The organism is Priestia aryabhattai B8W22 (assembly GCF_000956595.1).
GTDB classification, from domain to species: Bacteria; Bacillota; Bacilli; order Bacillales; family Bacillaceae_H; genus Priestia; species Priestia aryabhattai.
The window spans coordinates 43419-62297 of sequence record NZ_JYOO01000020.1 but is presented as its reverse complement, the minus strand read 5'-3'; the positions used below and the strand labels follow the sequence as shown (position 1 = coordinate 62297).

16 protein-coding genes are annotated in these 18879 nt (G+C 35.2%); 3 read left to right on the top strand and 13 right to left on the bottom strand.

What is annotated here, in order from left to right:
• Positions 1–692 precede the first annotated feature (692 nt).
• The 8 genes from N178_RS16260 to N178_RS16225 form a co-directional block, all read right to left on the bottom strand.
• A complete protein-coding gene (locus N178_RS16260; protein ID WP_045293510.1) occupies positions 693–2096 on the bottom strand; it encodes an MFS transporter in 1404 nt (467 codons plus the stop codon).
• Positions 2097–2256: 160 nt separating this feature from the next.
• Entirely contained in the window at positions 2257–3264 is a 1008-nt protein-coding gene (locus N178_RS16255) for a LacI family DNA-binding transcriptional regulator (protein WP_045293508.1), read from the bottom strand.
• Positions 3265–3370: 106 nt separating this feature from the next.
• Complete coding sequence (locus N178_RS16250) at positions 3371–4318, bottom strand: dihydrodipicolinate synthase family protein (protein ID WP_013058385.1); 948 nt, start codon at positions 4316–4318, stop codon at positions 3371–3373.
• A gap of 361 nt (positions 4319–4679) precedes the next feature.
• Complete coding sequence (locus tag N178_RS16245) at positions 4680–5486, bottom strand: DUF2262 domain-containing protein (protein ID WP_045293506.1); 807 nt, start codon at positions 5484–5486, stop codon at positions 4680–4682.
• Positions 5487–6053, bottom strand: coding sequence for a hypothetical protein (locus N178_RS16240; protein ID WP_052942410.1), 567 nt, complete (start codon positions 6051–6053; stop codon positions 5487–5489).
• A 1013-nt stretch (positions 6054–7066) separates the two neighbouring features.
• Complete coding sequence (locus N178_RS26765; protein WP_160297361.1) at positions 7067–7219, bottom strand: hypothetical protein; 153 nt, start codon at positions 7217–7219, stop codon at positions 7067–7069.
• 45 nt (positions 7220–7264) lie between these two features.
• Positions 7265–8155, bottom strand: a complete 891-nt coding sequence (locus N178_RS16230) for a prephenate dehydrogenase/arogenate dehydrogenase family protein (RefSeq protein WP_045293501.1) — start codon at positions 8153–8155, stop codon at positions 7265–7267.
• A 20-nt stretch (positions 8156–8175) separates the two neighbouring features.
• Entirely contained in the window at positions 8176–8856 is a 681-nt protein-coding gene (locus tag N178_RS16225; protein ID WP_045293499.1) for an S-adenosylmethionine--2-demethylmenaquinone methyltransferase, read from the bottom strand.
• Between the two features lie 438 nt (positions 8857–9294).
• On the opposite strand from N178_RS16225, the gene N178_RS16220 reads away from it, so the two are divergent.
• Together N178_RS16220 and N178_RS16215 are read left to right on the top strand one after the other, a co-directional pair.
• Positions 9295–10146: a MurR/RpiR family transcriptional regulator gene (locus N178_RS16220; RefSeq protein WP_045293497.1), complete on the top strand. Its 852-nt coding sequence runs from the start codon at positions 9295–9297 to the stop codon at positions 10144–10146.
• Between the two features lie 727 nt (positions 10147–10873).
• The gene (locus N178_RS16215) at positions 10874–12172 is read left to right on the top strand and encodes a CitMHS family transporter (RefSeq protein ID WP_045293495.1); all 1299 of its coding nucleotides are present in this window, start codon (positions 10874–10876) and stop codon (positions 12170–12172) included.
• A gap of 264 nt (positions 12173–12436) precedes the next feature.
• Here the strand turns inward: N178_RS16215 and N178_RS16210 are convergent, their stop codons facing one another.
• Positions 12437–12904 (bottom strand): hypothetical protein, encoded by a 468-nt coding sequence (locus tag N178_RS16210; RefSeq protein WP_045293493.1) that lies wholly within the window; start codon positions 12902–12904, stop codon positions 12437–12439.
• Between the two features lie 252 nt (positions 12905–13156).
• Complete coding sequence (locus N178_RS16205; protein WP_045293491.1) at positions 13157–14602, bottom strand: DHA2 family efflux MFS transporter permease subunit; 1446 nt, start codon at positions 14600–14602, stop codon at positions 13157–13159.
• Positions 14603–15165: 563 nt separating this feature from the next.
• Between N178_RS16205 and N178_RS16200 the strand changes: the two genes are divergently transcribed.
• The gene (locus tag N178_RS16200; RefSeq protein WP_013058394.1) at positions 15166–15360 is read left to right on the top strand and encodes a hypothetical protein; all 195 of its coding nucleotides are present in this window, start codon (positions 15166–15168) and stop codon (positions 15358–15360) included.
• 398 nt (positions 15361–15758) lie between these two features.
• Here N178_RS16200 and N178_RS16195 read toward each other — a convergent pair whose 3' ends face one another.
• The 3 genes from N178_RS16195 to N178_RS16185 form a co-directional block, all read right to left on the bottom strand.
• Complete coding sequence (locus N178_RS16195) at positions 15759–16292, bottom strand: SF0329 family protein (RefSeq protein WP_045293488.1); 534 nt, start codon at positions 16290–16292, stop codon at positions 15759–15761.
• A gap of 108 nt (positions 16293–16400) precedes the next feature.
• Positions 16401–16907 carry a DinB family protein gene (locus N178_RS16190; RefSeq protein WP_045293486.1) on the bottom strand — a complete coding sequence of 169 codons (507 nt, stop codon included), beginning with the start codon at positions 16905–16907 and terminating at the stop codon, positions 16401–16403.
• Between the two features lie 199 nt (positions 16908–17106).
• Positions 17107–18804: an MFS transporter gene (locus tag N178_RS16185; protein ID WP_045293484.1), complete on the bottom strand. Its 1698-nt coding sequence runs from the start codon at positions 18802–18804 to the stop codon at positions 17107–17109.
• Between the last annotated feature and the right edge of the window lie 75 nt (positions 18805–18879).

Here is an 18879-nt window from a genome sequence, read left to right as displayed (position 1 = left end):
AACTTTCTTTGTCAATGACCCATTTTGATGTGAAAATATTTACTTTACGAAGGAAACCTTATTTCTTCTATGCCTCATCACCTCTTTTTCTAACGGTTAAAGTGAACGATGGTGAACTATCTTACCTGGTGAATTTGCACAAATATGGTCCTCGGGCTTTAGAACTTTTTCACATAAAAAATAGTATTCTGTTATTTTGTTAGTAATAGCTTATATAGTGAGTTTTAAATTTAACAGAAAAAGATAAAATCAATTAAGGAGCTGCTTGATAAAAAGAAATACCTAATAAAATCATGTAGCAAAGGGACGCTTTAATACGATTTCGGTGTGGATAGGAATCTGGATCGTTATGTTTGTTGCCATATTTGGTGGCACATACTCTGGGTATAGATTAAATAAGAAAATGAATATAAGATGAGATTAAATAAAAAAAGAGAAGGATAAACCCCTTCTCTTAAAACATATACTTGTTTTTAACTATCATTCACCCCATCTATTTATACTGCTCTTCAAAAAGTTTATGTGCGGTCTTCAGCGCAGACTTCATCATATTTTTCTCTTCATGTCAGTCAAAACAGGGCTTGTACTCTTCATTCTTATTTATACCTTTACTCTTTTTCCTAAATGAATAGCAGCACTCACTAATAAAAGAGATAAGATTGGCTTAACCTTATCTCTTTGAACTCGTTCTTTTATGGAGCAATATCTTCTAAAACCTTTTCACGTGTTTCAATCATCTTAAATGCCATAAATGCACCTACTGCAGCTACACAAGCAAACAGAACAAAAACAGAGGTAATTCCCTTAGCCCCTAACACAAAGCCAAGTATCGTAGGAGCAATAGCCGAAGCTAGTCGCAACCATGCTGTCGCAAACGCGATTCCAAGTACTCTCATACGTGTTGGATAAATTTCTGGTGTATAGAGATAGAGAAGAACTGTAATTGTTCCCATGACGCCGTATGCTGCTGAACCTAAATACATAACACTTTCAGCAGATTTGGCACCGTTAAACCAAAGGGTTGTTAAAAGTAATCCTACAACTAGAAAAGCAATAGTTGCCCACCTTTTACGTCCCACTCTATCAATCAGTAATGCGCAAGCAAACACAGCTACTGTTTGAATCACATTTGTTAGTGACGCTGCATGTAGAGATTCCTCCAATGGAAGGTTATACACGGTTTTATATAAACTTGGAAGCCAGTTGTTAAGCCCATTCGCAACAAAGTAGGAAGAAAACCAAAGTGTCCATACAATTAACGTTCTACTGCGGTAAAAAGGGGAAAACAATTCTCTCCAATTACCTTTTACTACTGCTTGAGGTGCACTAATTTTTGCTTCTATACGTTTATCTGTACTCGATTCAATCTCTTCAATTACTCGTTCTGCTTCGTCAAACCTGCCTTTTGAAATTAGCCAACGAGGCGATTCACGCAGCTTAAAGAAAAATAAAAAAACAAGTAACCCGCCGATACCACCGATTAAAAACATCCACTTCCATCCAAAGCTAGGTACAACTAAAGCACCAATCTGTGCAGATATCATTAACCCAAGAGGGAAAATCATTTCATATAGCATAAAAAAACGTCCGCGCCCTTGTGCAACTGAAAGTTCATTTATATAAGCTGCAGCAACAGGAACTTCACCACCTACTCCGATACCTTGTACGAACCGTAGCCACAGTAGCGCATGAAAATTACCTGCAAATGCACAAGCAATACTCATGACTGACATTAAAAAAATGGTCCATTTAGCACTATAGACACGTCCAAATCGTTCCGCCAACCACCCAAAGAAGATAGCTCCAATTGCTTGTCCAAGATATCCAGAACCGATAAGAATACCGATTTGACCAGGGGTTAAATTCCATATTCCAATTAACACGGGTAAAACGAATGCCAGAGATAACGCGTCAAAAGCATCAAAAAACGTGGCTGAACCCATAATTACGCGTGGTTTAATATGCCAACGTGAAAAGGGAACGCTTTCTATCCGTGTAAGCAGTTCGGTAGCACGATTAGACAAACCAATTTCTTCGTAATCATAGCTGATATTCTTAGTAGGTTCTGAAGAATTTCTGTTCAATTCTGTATTCATACATAAATCCTCCTTAATAACAATTCCCTCAAATCGGAATGACAATCACCCTAAGATACGTAAAACAAAACTTATTAAATCAGGAATTCAATGAAAGGGTTTACAGTTAAAGGCAGCAAATAGTAGACTCTAAAATCTTTTTAGAGCCTAGGTATGAATCTTAGTTATGTTTTGGACTATCGGTTGTAGATCTGTTAATATACTCCATATTGAATACGACATCTTTTTTTCGAATCTGTTTTCCTTCGAGCATATTCATCAGTATCGAGGTTGCTCTTTGACCAATACCTAATAAATCGACATGCACTGTAGATAAAGCAGGTGTGATAAAATCTGAAATCGGAACATCATCTGCCCCGACCACAGATAAATCTTTGGGTACAGATAGTCCAAGCATGTTGGCTGCCTTAATAACACCGATAGCTAAATAATCAGATGAGCAAACGACTGCTGTAATGTTACTATGTTTCTTTAAAAATGTCGCTACTTCTGTTGTTGCTTTTAAAGCGTCAAACTCATCAATCTCAAATACGTTTTCAGAAGAAAAAGGTAAACCTAGTTCATCCATTTTCTTTTTATATCCATTTAAACACCTGACACTATGCATGGAACTCATCGGCCCATTTACGATTCCGATATTCCGGTGTCCTAGCTGATAAAGAGCATCCACTGCTTGTTTGATACCATCTTCATCATCCGGTCGCACGCACGGGAAAGGAGATCCTTCTAAATAGCTCCCCACTACGACAATCGGTAGTCGAATACTTTCTAACCATTCTAGACTTAGCTCCTCATTTCTAGGTGCAAAAAGAATAACCCCGTCTACAGCCTGAGTTTCAAGCAACCGCTTCTGTTGAGAAGAGGTAAATGACATCATCATATTATAGTCTGTTTGGTCGATTCCTTTCGCTATTCCTTCTAAAACGGTTGAAAAAAATGGATTGTTCAAAATAAATGATCCTCGTGGAACCACAACTGCAATATTTCCTGTGTTTTGTTTAACAAGTCCTCTAGCTCCTAAATTAGGACGATAATCTAATTCTTCCATTACTTTACGAATTCGTTCTGCGGTTTTCGCGCCAACACCAGGTTTATTTGTCAATACTCGTGAGACAGAAGCTGTTGACACACCAGCTTTAAGTGCCACGTCCTTAATACTTACGCTCATAGTACATACCTCCGTGGGTCAAGTATATCTATCTATTATAAACGAGTCCCACCTAAATACTAAAGAATAGTGGTTGCAATCTTGCAACCACTATCTACAATGTTTATTACGCTTTCACTTCATCTTTTAATAATCCGACTTTCAGTAAGCCTTGACGAATTTCTTCTACTTCTTCTTCTTTTAAAGGTAATACTGGACGTCTCGCTAATGAACTACTAATTAATCCACGTTGATACATCGCTTCTTTCATACGCAAATGAGAAGTAGAAGAAGGCTCATCCATTTTATATACAGCCTGCTTTAATTCAAAGATACGGTCATACACAGCATTCGCAGCCGTTAAGTCTTGATCTTTCACACATTTCACTAGTTCTGCGATTAAATCTGGCACAAAACAACCAAATCCAACTAATGCACCGTCGATTCCTTGAACTAAAGTAGGTAACAAGTATTCATCATGACACGTTAACAGTGAAACATCAGGCGCATTCTTTTTTAGTGCTCGAATATCTACTTCATATTGTGCAATATCTCGTTGTCCGACTTTAATAGACACAACGTTCGGAATAGCAGCCATTTCTAATAATTGACTGGTTGTATACGAAGTTTTTGTCCAAGTTGGATATTGGTGAACAACGATTGAGATGTTAATCGCTTCTGCCACATCTTTAAAAAACTGAACAGGTGATTCTTCTTGCATCCCGAATCGTAGCCAAGAATGTGGAGGCATCAGAAGGATCCCACTTCCTCCTGCTTTTTCTACCGCTTGCGCATGTTGGATAGCCTCGATTGTTCCTTCTGCCGATACACCAGAGATAACAGGAATACGCCCTTTTAATTCGTCAGCTGCAATTCTTACAGCCTCTGCACGCTCTTCAGGTAGTAAAGTCATAATTTCTCCCGTATGTCCATTTACTACAATTCCATTAACCCCTTCATGACTTGCAACCCAGCGAACTAAAGAGCGAAAACCTTCTTCATCAATTGAATAGTCGTCCTTGAATGGGATAAGAACTGCTGGAAATACGCCACTCCATTTTACTTTGTTTTTCATTAAAAACATCCCCTTTGTTGTTTTAGTTTTTAACTTTAAATTTATAGTAAACGTTTACGTAATTAATCATAAAATGTAAACGGTTAATTGTCAATATAATTTTTATTTTCTGATAAATAAAGACAGAAAACTGCTTTTAATCGTTAAAAATCACAGAGAAATATAATTATCATAGAATAACTTAATAGTAAACGTTTACTCTTACAAAAAAACTCATATAAATCCGTGTAAGCAGCACGGTAATTCGTATACGCTCCAAGTCCTAAAAAGAGGAAAAACAAGATTGAATTAAAAAAGAGAAGGATAAAAGCCTTCTCTTAAACTACATAATTGTTTTTCAACTATCATTTAATCAATCTATTCATCCTGCAATTTGAGCCCTAGTAAAAGTCCCGTTTATATTTCCTTCTACAATGATGCTATGGCCTGCAAACATATCTCCATCAGAAAAATAAAAATCAAAATCACCTTCCGGATAAACGGATATAGTGTCTAAACTCATCAAATCCATAAACATTTCTTTTGTCATTTCCTCTATTTCATCCTCTTCCTGTAGCCAATCGTTTGCTAAATCGACCAGTTCCGCTGCGGCATACATTCTAATTTTTTGGCTCCACTTGTCCTGCTCTTCAAAAAGTGTATGTGCGGTCTTCAGCGCAGACTCCATCATACTTTCATCTTCATGCCAATCAAAATACAGCTCGCACTGTTCATTAACCCACGAAATGTTTTTTTCAAAAACTTTAACACTTTTTTCAAGTGTAAACTTGCCAAATATCTCATCATAATAATAAACCGGCTTCACTGATTTTTTTACTATCGTTTCTAACTCTTCGTCTTCATACTCTGCTTCCAGAATGTTAACGAGCATCATTGAATCCGTTCCCGTACGTACTTGTAGCTTTACAACGGTATTACTTTGCAGTAGATTCATTGCTTTTTCCACTTCTTCCTCGTCCACTAACCATCTAAGCTGTATCTCTTCTTTTTTGACAGCTTCATTTTCATCTAAACTTTTCCATGCAATTAAATCAATTGATGCTGTCCATAACGTCTCTTCACTGGACATTCCAGCACCAATCCCTACTGAACCTGTAACCGCTGCTATGTCAATTACGTCTTCTGAGAACTCTTTTTCAAATGTCTTTTTTTCATTAAATTCACTCATTTAATATACATTCCCCTCTTTAACTGCTGTTGAAAAATTCGCCCTAAATATATAGTCACAAACTAATATGTTGTTCTCTACTCTGATTTTTTGTAGCGGTCCACCTTCAAACCCAATAGGCCATCCACTTCTGTTGAACTTTACTTTATATTGAAATACATTGGGATAATCCCCGTAAACAAAAGCTAAAGAAAATCCCGCAAGAATATGTCCGTCAAAATTTAAAAGCCGCCCAAAGCTTACAGCGGACAGATAATAGACACTAAATTTTTGTATAGAGATGCACTGCTTTAAATACTTCAATGACCGTTCAAGATAGATATGTAATTGTTTCAATATAGAATCAGCCATTTCAATAAATTCCTCATATGGCTTTTCACTATTTCCCTCTACCGTAATTTCAACTTCTTCCCATTCTCCTATATCCGTACTCCAAAACCATTGCCTTGTAACTGGAACTTCCGCTTCGTATTGATCAAGTGGTTTAGATAGGACAAGTTTTTCATACCCATTTTGTTTGAAGTTAGAGATTGTATAGGTTCGTTCAGAGAACTCAAGATCACTCATTTATTCCTCCTCCCTTCTATGCTTTTACTACTTATGTTTTTAGGTTGCTAGGTTTAATTTTAGTATTACACAAAGCAGACATCAATTAGATTACTCAGCCTCTTTCAATAAAAACTCTTACGTTTTTCCGATTACTGTTACTATAATAAGAGATAAGCACATTACCTATAAATTATGAGATGGAGGGTTAACCAATAAATAAGAAAATCGCTAATAGTATCATCTTTTTTGTATGGTTTCTGTTCTTGCTTCTTCTATGGATCATCTTCTCTTTTTCTAAAGGCCAAGGTGGAGAATGGTGGTCTATGTATCATTTGAACTCCCATAAATATGGTCCTTGGGCTTTGGGGATTTCTTACATAAAAATTAGTGTTGCTGCGGTTATTTCGTTAGTAATAGCCTATATCGCGAGTTTTGGATTCAAAAGAAAGAAATGAGATCAACTGAGGTGCTACTTAATAAAAGAGGATTTCTAACGTAGCTTTTATATTTTAGGGAGAAATGCAAAATCACTTATATAAGAATTCACACACATATAATTCTAGTTGTTTTAATCGAGGTTACAGTTCTTCCTGTAACCTCTTTTATAATTCCTTACCTGCAATTATCTTTTATATAAGTGTCATATGAGGTATTTTTTAATTTCCACAAGTTTGATCATGGAAAGCAGCCTTTCTAATTCCTGGGCCGCCATTGGCTACCAACACTATCTTATTTTTAAACATAACGTTTACATCTCTTTTATTGTCAAGCTCTGGAGAATTACTATATTTGCGTGCTCACTCATTTTGCTTGGCTTTCTTTACTATCTTTTTTTAGTAGATTTCCTAAGCTTAAAAGAACTCAGTTAACAGCTAGAGGAGAAGCTGGATTATAGCAACAGATAATTTCAGAAAAAATTTTATGGTTTTGTAATTTCACGAAAGTTTCTCTTGCCTCCCTTTCTGTGTTAAATTCAAACATGATAATATTATGTTCTCTTGAATAAGCATTGATTACAGTAACCACCCACATCAAAAATCTCCTAGGGCTGTTACAATTAAATTTGATTCTGATAAATGAATATCTCTGGAAATATTATGAGTAGCTGCTATACTTGTAGACTTATTAGGAATAAACCCCTTTTCTAACCAAATAGAACCGCTTTGAAAATTCCATGTTCCCAAGTAAATCTCCCCGTCTCTTACTATTGATATAATAGATTAGTTTATTTAATTGTTTACAGCAGCATCTTCTTTACATGCTTTGATAACATCCAACCAATGATCTGGCTTTTGTCCTTTAAACTTTTCTTTTAAATTAAATGAAGCCAATGTTTCTAACTTACTTTTTGCTGCTCTAGACATAACAGAATTTAAATTAGAAGCCTCTAGCATTTGAATAGAGCCGTCTAACTCAATTGATCTTCTTAATGCATGTATAGAGGTTCCAGTTACCAATCGGTTCATTGTTTCTCTAAAGCTCTTACTATCTAAAGTTTCACTAATAGAATCTAAGACTAATTGTTCTACATTAAATTCATGAGAAGCTTCTAATAACTCTAGATAAAGAGCAACTACACCTTTCATATAAATGCTGCGAATTAGCTTTACAGCAGAGGCATCACCAGGTTTTTCACTTACTTTAGTTATGTCCATACTGTACGGAGTCATTAAAGAAATCAGTCGATCTACACCATTACCACTTGCTGAAATAGGAACCTTATGTTTATAAACTGGCAGGGGACCTAGCATTGCGGCATCTGCGAAGAATGCATTCTTCTCTTGTATATTTATGTTAATTTTTTGCTTCACGATAGGAGTGGAAGCTGATACATCTACATAGATACATTCTTTCTTTATAAATGGTTTTAGCATCTCACTAACTTCAAGTGCTTTATCTGCGGGTACTGCTACTATTACTATATCTACTTGTTTTAAAACTTCTTCGGGTCTATAAAGAAGTTCTACTTGAGCTTGAGCAGCTCGTTCTTTAATTTGTGGACCATATGTAGGATGGTCTATCATAACATCATGAGCAAAAATGGTTTCTAAACCTTCGCCTTTTAAGCCAACTGATAACTCAAAGGCCGCCTCTCCAAATCCAATAAAACCTAATTTCACTTTAAAGCTCTCCCTTCTGTTTATAATCCATATGCTTTCATCTGTTCTCTTAACCATGAAGGCTGAATGTTACCTCCAGATTCACCTTGCAGACGCGCTCTTTCAAATGCTTCGATCGTTTCTAAACGTGTTTTCTCATACTCTAGTTTTTTTTCGGCTTTAAAAAGAACCTCTTCAATCTTTTCTTTTGGAACTACAACAACTCCGTCATCATCACCTATAATTAGATCTCCTGGAATAACAGCTACGCCTCCACAAGAAATAGGTTTATGTAACTCACCTGGACCATCTTTAAGAGGACCATTCGGAATAAATCCTTTTGAGAAAACAGGAAATCCTGATTGACTAAGGGTCTCTTTGTCCCGAACTGCCCCATCTATAATAATCCCCTCAAGTCCAATAGCTTTAGCTGCAGCTGCCATTAATTCTCCAAGGTAAGCATTTGCCGTATGCCCCTTTCCATCTACAACTAGTACATATCCTTCTGTACCGTCATAGATTGCCTGATGAAGAAATAAGTTATCTCCAGGTCTTAAACTTACAGTTAGAGCGGTTCCAACTACCTTCATTCCTGTAGATACAGGCTTAATTTTACAATCCATTGAGCCTGTACACCCCATTGCATCGGATATAAGAGTTGTATTAAGAAGGTTTGCTCTCTTAATAATGTCTTCAGATAATACTGGTGCTAAATTACTCACTGATATACACTCCTCTTCAATTTTAATATATTCTAATCAATGCTCTACTCAGGATAACGCTTACAAAATTAAAGTAATAAAATTAGATATTGCCCCCCCCTATTCGCAGAATATCTACAGTTTATTTGCTGCATTTTTGAAAAAGATAGAAAAACATCGTAAAAAATAAATAAAGTAATAAAAATTACTACATTTTTTATTTAAGTAATATTTATTACTATAATCTTAAATGTATCTTATCACCGGTACCTAATAAAGTAAATCTATTTTTATAAATAAAGCACAGGAAAAACATATCCTAAGCTTTATTACTTAGAAGAAACATTTTTACATAAAAAAGTAAACATGCTAAAATTCAAGTAAGTATTGTGATAAATACTTTTTATATGCTTAAAAAAATAAAATTTACAATATAATCTGTTTAATTGGAGCGAAGGTATGGAAAATCCAATATTAAAATTAAAAGATAATATCTCACAACTAACAGAAACTCAACGGAGAGTAGCAGACTATATCCTTAAAAATCCTGTCGATGTAGCTTTTTTAACGGTTGATCAATTGGCTTTGACAGTAAAAACTAGTACGACCACGATAATGAGATTAGCTTTTAGTCTAGGCTATTCTGGATATGCAGAGTTTCAAAAAGGACTTCAGGAGCTTTTACGTAACAATGCTGCTCCTCAAATCAGATTAGAAACAAATTTGAAGGGCTTAGATGAGAGTGATTTGTGGATGCGCTGTGCAGAAAGTCAATTCAATAACATTCAATCAACAGTAGAAATGATTTCTACAGAGAGCCTAAATAAAGCGTTAGAAATGATTGTCTCTGCAGAACGACTATTTTGTACAAGCGTTAGAAGTGGTTTACCCGTGGCACAGCATCTATCTTTTGGGCTTAATCGACTACTCGGAAACTGTGAGCTAATTGTCTCTGACTTAAGTGATTGGGTGGATAAAGGAATTACTTTAACTTCTAAAGATTTAGTTATTGCAACCTCCTTTCCAAGGTACGCTAGAAGAACTGTTGAGTTTGTAACAGCTGCCAAAAGTAACGATGCCAAGGTCATTTCAATTACCGACAGTTATTCTTCTCCTTTAGTTAAGTACTCAGATTTAGTACTGACTTGTAGCTCGAGTAGTATCGCTTTTCATAATTCACCTATAGCGTCGCTACTTGTGGCCGATTATCTTGTAAGTGCGATAGCTATAAATTATCCAGAAAAGACAAAGGATCGTCTCGATAAAATCACTTCAATCCTTACAAAAATTAATTATCATTACACTGATTAAATTTACGAATGTGGTAAAAGCATGAAATATCGAATGTATAAAATAATTCGATATTTTATGTTTTTACCACTTTTTTATTTTTTCATTTAAGTCTAATACTTCCCTTTCACTTTTCATTTCTATAAAAAAACATTTACTTTTCATTAGAAGCCATGATAGTATACTTTTAAATAGTCACAATTATTACAACAATTAAATAAAAAGTAATAATTATTACTTCAAACAATGAGTTGTAATAATGAATATAGTTAGTTCTGTAAAATCATTTTTAGATATCATCCGGAGATATCTGACTGCTCCCCTACTAAGATATTACAAAGTGACTATAAGTTTATTAATCCTAACACTTGTATTTTGCTTGTTAACACGCAAATGATGAGAGCGCTACCTTTGGTTCTAAGCAATCATCAACAAAAGATTTTAGTAAAGGAGTGATTAGTTAAAGAAACACGAGAATAGAAAATAATCTATTAATGATTCTATATATACGGTGGGCTTAAGCGGGGAATTCACGCTAGATTTTTTGTAAACCCTTACATTCGTTCTGATACCAGGTTTTAAACCAATAATATGTAAAAAAAGCCAATTGTTTTCTACTAATGAATGATTGTGCAAAGCAGCTTTATAATAAAGAATGATAGTTAAATAGTTTCATGAGAATTTAAAAAGTATGACATTAAAGATAAACAAGAGGGAAAATGAAAGAAAGTTCTAGAGGGGGTATAATATGTTAACATTTTTAGGTTTTTCGATGATTGTAGTATTTATGTATTTAATCATGAGTAAGCGTTTGTCTGCCTTCAGTGCATTAACAGTGGTTCCTATTGTTTTTGCTTTATTGGGCGGCTTCACTGATTTAGGACCAATGATGATGAAGGGTCTTGAAACCATTGCTCCGACAGCAATTATGATTATCTTTGCCATTCTCTATTTCGGGGTGTTAATTGATACAGGATTATTTGATCCTTTAGTAGCGAAGATTATAAAGATGGTTGGCGGTGATCCTCTAAAAATTGTAATGGGTACTGCAGTACTTTCTTTAATAGTTGCTTTAGATGGTGACGGTACCATTACATATCTAATTGTAGTAACTGCATTTCTCCCACTATACAATCGATTAGGTATGAATAAACTTATTCTAGCCTGTATTCCTGCGTTAGCAATGGGTATTATGAATTTGACTCCCTGGGGTGGTCCTGCTGTACAAGCTACGGCGGCTGTAAAAGCAGATGTAACAGACTTGCTATTACCACTTATTCCTTCTATGATTGCAGGAACTATCTGGGTTTTAGGGGTTTCTTATTTCCTTGGACGACGCGAGCGTAAAAGACTGGGAGTTATCAATATAGATACAGAATTTAATAATGAAATTGCTGCAGCTCTTGATGTAGGAATGGATGCATCAATAAAGCGTCCAAAATTATTTTGGTTTAACTTAGCTTTAACACTTTTACTTCTTACTGCTTTAGTTCTAGGGTTCTTACCATTACCAGCTTTGTTTATGATTGGTTTTGCTATCGTGATGATTGTTAATTACCCAAATTTACAAGATCAAAAGGAACGTTTGCATGCTCATGCAGGGAATATATTAACGGTGGTTTCCATGATATTTGCTGCAGGTATATTTACTGGAATTATAGATGGAACAGGTATTGTTAAAGCTATGGCGGATACTTTAATAGCCGTTATTCCTGATGCTCTTGGCCCAAAATTAACAGTAATTGTTGCCCTTATAAGTATGCCATTCACATTTTTTATGGCAAATGCCCCCTTCTATTTCGGGATTATTCCTATTATGTCTGAAACGGCTGCTCACTTTGGCATCCCTCCACTAGAAATTGGTCAAGCTTCTTTACTAGGGCAACCCTTGCATCTATTAAGTCCACTTCAAGGTTCTATTTATGTCTTAGTAGGACTCCTTGGCATTGATATAGGTGACCATATTCGCTTTGCTGCCAAGTATGCCATTGGAACAGCGTTAGTTATGACGATTGTGGCTGTATTATTTGGAATACTATCTATATGAATGATTTATGGGAACATACAAAAGAGAGAGCTGATTCTTCAAAACAGCTCTCTTCTATATATTTAACTTTAAATTACATTAAAGATTGAAATATAACATAAGCAAATCACTAATCAATCATGACTGATACAGTATCTCCGTTTGTCAATTTGATCTCAACAGTTTAGACATCAAATTCATGTTCAATTGCTTGAATAATAAGGGGATGTCTATATCTACGAAATTAAAAAATGGTGCCTACGTAATCCCACTTAAGGTTTTAAATCAACTCCATTTTTTCACCTTTTCAAATAAATACTGCACTCCATATAACAAATATGCTTTGTAATGAAGGTAGATAAAAAATTGAAAATGACTTAATCGGTTTAGACTTACAATTTTCAACCTTTTAAGAACATCAATAAAGTAAAAAGCAAAGATTCCATCAACTATAATATTCAATAATATAAACTTCTTAAAGTTGCCATACGAAGATTTAAGCAGCCACATTGAAAGTGGCATATAAGGCCCAATGCTAAAAGGAAGTTCATCTTTTATAAACGAATCTTTTTTGTCGTAGAACCTCCACCACTTCCTCTGATGCCCATACAAATGATTAATAATTTCTAAGATAATAATAAAAACCCCTGCTAACGAATAACGTCTTATGCTGCGTTTCCCTATAAATAACAACGACAACCATGGAATCGCTATTATAGATAGATTAAATCCTAAGTGTTTTCTTGATATCATAAGCGAACTCACCTCAACGTACTTTATCTAGTTCTTCTTATAGTGTCCACTTATTACAAAAAAAACCTTCTTTTAAGCAACGAATTTCTATTTAATGGCCTTCACTTTTTGTTTAAAATGTGCTTGGAGGTGAGTCGCAGCAGGATAAATCAAATGCCTCAGATTTTTAAAAATTAATACGGCTGATACAGAACCTTAAAATTTTCTCGTAAATCTAAAAAACACAGACCATTGGATGGTCTGTGTTTTTTATTAATGTGCTTTTTGTTCAACATTGACTCTCTTGATAAAGAACGAGATAACCAATCCAACAATTGAAACAATAATCGCAAAGATGAACGCATGTTGAACACCGTTGGTAAAGGCAAGAACTTGGTTTAATGGATCCATTTTATCTGATACCGTCTCAAGGAAGCTTCTTGAACCTGAGGAAAGAATGGAAATTCCAACAGCTGTTCCAATTGCGCCAGAAACCTGCTGCAAAGTGTTCATAATTGCTGTTCCGTGCGGGTACAGCTCAGGTGGAAGCTGGTTTAATCCGTTTGTTTGAGCCGGCATCATAATCATCGAAATGGCTATCATAAGCGCAATGTGCAGAGCAACGATAAACCCTGTTGACGTTTCTAGCGTTACGGTTGAAAAACCATACATGGTGCCGGCTACAATCACAAGTCCAGGGATAACTAACCATTTGGGACCAAAGCGGTCAAATAATCCCCCCATAACCGGTGAAAGAATTCCGTTAATCACTCCTCCAGGAAGAAGCATTAGGCCAGCGGCAAAGGTTGATAAAGCTAATGATGTTTGTAAGTACAAAGGTAAAATCATCATCGCAGACAGCAGTACCATCATGCAGACTAGAATTAATAAAAGACCAATTGTAAACATCGGATACTTAAAGGCTTTAAGATCTAACATTGGCTCTTTCATCTTCGTTTGACGAATAGAGAATGCAACTAATGCAATAGCTCCAATCACAAGAGTTAGAATAACCTGTAGACTTCCCCAGCCTCCGCCTTCTCCGGCGCTGCTAAATCCAAATACGATTCCGCCAAAACCTATTGTTGAAAGAACAACAGAAATCATATCGATTTTTGGCTTCGTTGGTGTGGTAACGTTCTGCATAAAGAAAGCTCCAAACACTAAGGCAGCAAATAACAGTGGAAGTGAAATCCAGAAAATCCAGTGCCACGTTAATGTTTTTAAGATTAAGCCTGATACAGTTGGTCCAACAGCTGGCGCAAACATAATAACAAGGCCGATGATCCCCATTGACTTTCCACGTTTATGCGGCGGGATAATAACAAGAATCGTGTTAAACATAAGCGGTAAAAGTAAAGCAGTTCCAACCGCTTGCACGACACGGGCAATCATGAGTACCCCAAATGTTGGTGCAACAGCAGCAATAAATGTTCCAATGATGGAGCAGATTAGAGATGCTATAAAAAGCTGTCTGGTTGTAAAGCGCTGAAGAATAAAACCTGAAATAGGTACCAAAATTCCTAACGTTAACAGATACCCTGTTGTCAGCCACTGTGCAGTTGTTTCGTGAATACCAAAGCCAGAAATTAGCTCTTTTAATGCCATATTTAGCGCTGTTTCACTAAATAAACCGATAAATCCAGCAATAAGAAACGACGTTATAATCGGCAGTACTTTGATGTTAGAGCTTTCGGCCACTGTTTGTTGATTACTCATATTAAATTGTCTTCCTCTCTTTTACATACTCTTTTTGGTGAGCGTTTTTCTATCTCAATGATAAGTTGATTAGCAGACAAACAATGCATATTGATATAAAGATTAGTGATAAGTTTAAGGCATTATGTTGGCTAAGCTTTTTCTTTCTCTTCTCTTTTGACCGAAGTGCTTTTTGTCTTCTAAATTCATTTCTTTCCACAGATACCTCTCCATTTCATTTCTAAATCAACTTTAGAAACCTTCCTATGTAAACTAATTTCCATTCATAATATGGAATTTTTAATAAGTAAGTTAAAACGAAATAGAAATATAAAATGAATTTCATTTTACATAACAGGAATATTGTAACACAGCTATAAGTACTGTTTCTATCTAAAATATACTAAATAACAACAGCTATATACCCAACTTGGTACCATGTGACAATTAAAACTTGGTTCTGTTATATGCTTTTTGTTCTGTTCGCCCTAATAGAACACACCTAACTTTTTAATCATCAGTCAAAAGAAAGCGTATCAGAAATTAAGTAATAGTAAAAATTGATAATATGGAGGTGTTTTCTTATGAAAAAGTATGAAGTAACGTTTCATCTAATTAATGGTGAAATAAGTCATTTAGTTGAAGCTAAATCACTTATTCGTGCAAAGAACTACATACAGTATAGGTTTGAAGACAAAAGTAAAATATTGGATCTAGCAAATGATTTGGTCATTGTTAAAAGGAACGTCCAATACTTTACGGTAGTTGAAAAAGAATAATTAGCTATGTAAAAGGACGTTATCACAAAAGTAATGTCCTTTTATATCCATACAATATCTTATAGGACAGTCTCTTTTTTCCCGTTCTAGTCACTAAAATTTCTCTCCAACTCGAAGCCAAAATAGATTTAGCTCCCTTCAAGCGTATCCTTAATTTAAAGCTACTAATTTTCCTTTTTTGGATAAAATTCATTATTTCATACTTTTTAGATAAAGTAAGAAACAAGCTAAATACATGCATTTAATGTGCAGAGAAACGTTCTCTGAGAAAATTATCTTTGAAACAAACAACTCGAATTCACATACTAAATATATCTAAACAAAAGGCTCTATTAAATTTTGGCATTAATATTAAGCGTAAAAACAGAACTCCCTATTTTATGAAAGTTCTGTTTTGTTTATTCGCTACTATGTATATTTTCTGCGTCACAACGTAATTTATAAAAATCCTGGACTAATGTATTTTCTTCTAACATGAACTCTTTCATTTTACGTAAAGTTCTTTTCCCTACACGGCGGTCCAACATACACAATATTTTTATTAACCGATCATTCGACTTTAAAGATACTTCAATTGGTGAATTAAAATATTCTTCCAAAGCAGAAAAGAAATCATATTGTGCATAAATACCTTCCATTTTTAATTGTTCATGAGCTTGTTCCTGGATTGCTCGATTATTAAAAACATTATCATAACTAAAATCATCTGACTGAATACGAATATCTCTTTCTCTATAATATTCTTCTCTTTCGGCAGTAATCGTACACATACTTAACATTTCTACTTTATCAACAGTTATGACAGCTCTACCTAACTGGTCATGTGCTTTTCGATAATTAATCACTTGAAAATCTACTCTTGAATGCAAAGATTCGCATACAAAACCCATTAAACGTTTCTTTGCTTTGCTCCATTTCGGATGATATAACAATAAACTTCCTCCCTTCCAACCTATTGAATTTTACCATTAAAAATTAACTTGCAGCATTAGTTGAAAATTTATATGGATAATTAGTGTTTCTGAACAGGGTTATTAAATTCAATGTCTCCATTTTAAGATATGTTCATTTTTCATTTGAAGTAGCTTTGTCATATAAACGATTTGTCCCGTATGATAAGCATAATGTTCAACGGCATATAAGATAACACTTAAACAGGACTGTATTTTACCTGGTTCTGGAATTAATGTACTTGTTGTAGAAGGCATTTGTATGGATTTTTCTAAATCGTTAAAATCAAAATTTGTGATAATTTCTTTACTTTCTTGTCGCGTAAGGATTAAATTTTCTATTAGCTGCTCGGAATCCATTACTCTGTTATCAGTAAATTCTTTAGATCGCTGTCTAATAAAAGGCTTACCACCAATTATGCTGACGATAAATGCATATTCGCTGCCCGCAAGATGTAAACATAAGTTTCCAATACTATTCGTTTCTTGGCGGAACTTTTTCCAAATATCATCATCTGCTAATCTACTAATACAAGTTTGGATTATACCTAATTGTGTATCAAGGGATTCAATGCTTTCTTTTATGAAGGGATTCATCTATTTCTCCTTTTGGATTTTTATTCTATATAATAAATAATTATACATAAATTAACACATATTTGCACTGTATTTTTGTATTAGTTATTGATTTATTAAAAACATATCTGCAAAGCGTACATGTAGAAATTAAAAAAGCAAACTCACTGCCATGCGAGTTTGCTCTTTCTATTCTTTACTCAAATTCCTTCAGTTTAACTTATTGTCCTATATCCTTCATCCTTTTAAGAGCTTTTCTATATTCTTGATCTCTCATATGCAGCATTTTATCAGGAGAAGGTTTAGGCTGACCAAACTTTTTCAAAGCTTCTCTATACTCGCTGTCACCAATGACTCCATTCGAAACAGCCTCTTTAGGTGAACGCTCAAAAACGGGAGTAGTTTTTTTAATGTGAACCTCTTCTGTACTCAGCTTTTCTTTATTTTTTTCTTTATCATGCGGCTTATGAGCCAGCTTGTGGCCCTTACCTGTTAGGAACATCAAAAACGAGAGAATTAATACTACAATGCTTAATACACACGAAAACGTAGAAAACGTATGATACGTAATGATTTCAGATTTTACATGTAGAGACTGAGTGAAATTTTCTTTACTAGCAACCTGGCTCTCTGCGCTTACCGTCGCAAGGTGATTTTTATACACCTTTGCAAAGACGATACTGCTGATTACAGGGATGATCGCAGATACTGTAACTCTTATAAATTGAACCGTGACCATTCGAGGGACTAAACTTGGTAGTGGTCCGCCTAAAGCAGCACCCATAAGACCTGCAGCGACTGTGAAGCCTACTCCTGCGATTAGAGCGGCAAAGCTACTAACAAAGAGAAAAGCTGAAGCATGACCGTCTAAATACATCCACTGTATGTTCACTCCCATAATAATGACGGCTCCTATAATACCTAATACGCCCGGTCCAACTTTATCATATAATATGGCACTTAATATGGCCGCAATTACTATCCCCGCAAAAAGCCCGATATAGATCAGTGAAATATCTCCTTTATCAAAACCAGATCCACTTTTGAGCAATCCCTGTAGTGATAAAAGAGTTAAACTCATGCTAATATTGCCTATAACAGCAATCAGAATAGCGAGAGCTGGTTTTCGAGAAGCCACTAATCGAAAGGGAATTAACGGATTTTTAATATGCCATTCTGCTACGAATAAAAAGCATAAAAAAATGATGCTTCCTACTATGCCTATCCATACATAAGTAGATGTCCATCCTGATTTTTGAAGGTTAAGTAATGTAAACGTAATAAATGCGGTAACCATAAACATTAACGCTACACCGATGATGTCAAATGGTTCATGATGTTTGTGCTGTTGCTTAGCATGATCATTTGTTAAAAATTTGTAGCTGAAACATATTCCCAGTAAGGAAAGTACGGCCGCTATATAAAATAACCCTCTCCAGTGTCCGTAGCTGTTCACTAACATTCCGAGAAAAATACCCACAACGCTAGATCCATAAAATCCGCCAATAAGGATTAGTAATGCCAAGTTCCTTTTCTGAATTGGAAAAGAAAGAACCAGCATTGGAATCATCATCATAAGTGCTAAACCAGTTCCTCCCCCTTGCAGAAACCGCCCAATGCCCATTCCTAAGAAGCTGTTCGAAGCAATACTTACGATAGCTCCGATAAGAAACAAACACATCGAAAGAACATACGTCCTTCTCTCCCCTAGCTTATGTCGAAGGATAGGTCCAAACGGAATACAAAATGCAAAGCTCATAACCCCTATTAAAACGGGTGTTATCGAAATATAAGATTGATCGTTAAACGTTTGTTGGAGAATTTCACGTATAGAATTTAATGAAGTGTTTAACATTAAACCAGGACCAATAGCTAAAACTGCAAGTAAAGCAATCCCCCAGTGTTTTTCTATTTTCATACTACAATTCCTCTCTGCCTTTCATGATTGTAAAAAACTAAAAATGCGGCGTTCATGTTTCTTCAAACCATCACA

Coding starts and splice junctions, on each gene's coding strand:
- N178_RS16260 (WP_045293510.1), bottom strand. CDS start 2,096: ATGAATACAGAATTGAACAGAAATTCTTCAGAACCTACTAAGAATATC.
- N178_RS16255 (WP_045293508.1), bottom strand. CDS start 3,264: ATGAGCGTAAGTATTAAGGACGTGGCACTTAAAGCTGGTGTGTCAACA.
- N178_RS16250 (WP_013058385.1), bottom strand. CDS start 4,318: ATGAAAAACAAAGTAAAATGGAGTGGCGTATTTCCAGCAGTTCTTATC.
- N178_RS16245 (WP_045293506.1), bottom strand. CDS start 5,486: ATGAGTGAATTTAATGAAAAAAAGACATTTGAAAAAGAGTTCTCAGAA.
- N178_RS16240 (WP_052942410.1), bottom strand. CDS start 6,053: ATGAGTGATCTTGAGTTCTCTGAACGAACCTATACAATCTCTAACTTC.
- N178_RS16220 (WP_045293497.1), top strand. CDS start 9,295: ATGGAAAATCCAATATTAAAATTAAAAGATAATATCTCACAACTAACA.
- N178_RS16215 (WP_045293495.1), top strand. CDS start 10,874: ATGTTAACATTTTTAGGTTTTTCGATGATTGTAGTATTTATGTATTTA.
- N178_RS16210 (WP_045293493.1), bottom strand. CDS start 12,904: ATGATATCAAGAAAACACTTAGGATTTAATCTATCTATAATAGCGATT.
- N178_RS16205 (WP_045293491.1), bottom strand. CDS start 14,602: ATGAGTAATCAACAAACAGTGGCCGAAAGCTCTAACATCAAAGTACTG.
- N178_RS16200 (WP_013058394.1), top strand. CDS start 15,166: ATGAAAAAGTATGAAGTAACGTTTCATCTAATTAATGGTGAAATAAGT.
- N178_RS16190 (WP_045293486.1), bottom strand. CDS start 16,907: ATGAATCCCTTCATAAAAGAAAGCATTGAATCCCTTGATACACAATTA.
- N178_RS16185 (WP_045293484.1), bottom strand. CDS start 18,804: ATGAAAATAGAAAAACACTGGGGGATTGCTTTACTTGCAGTTTTAGCT.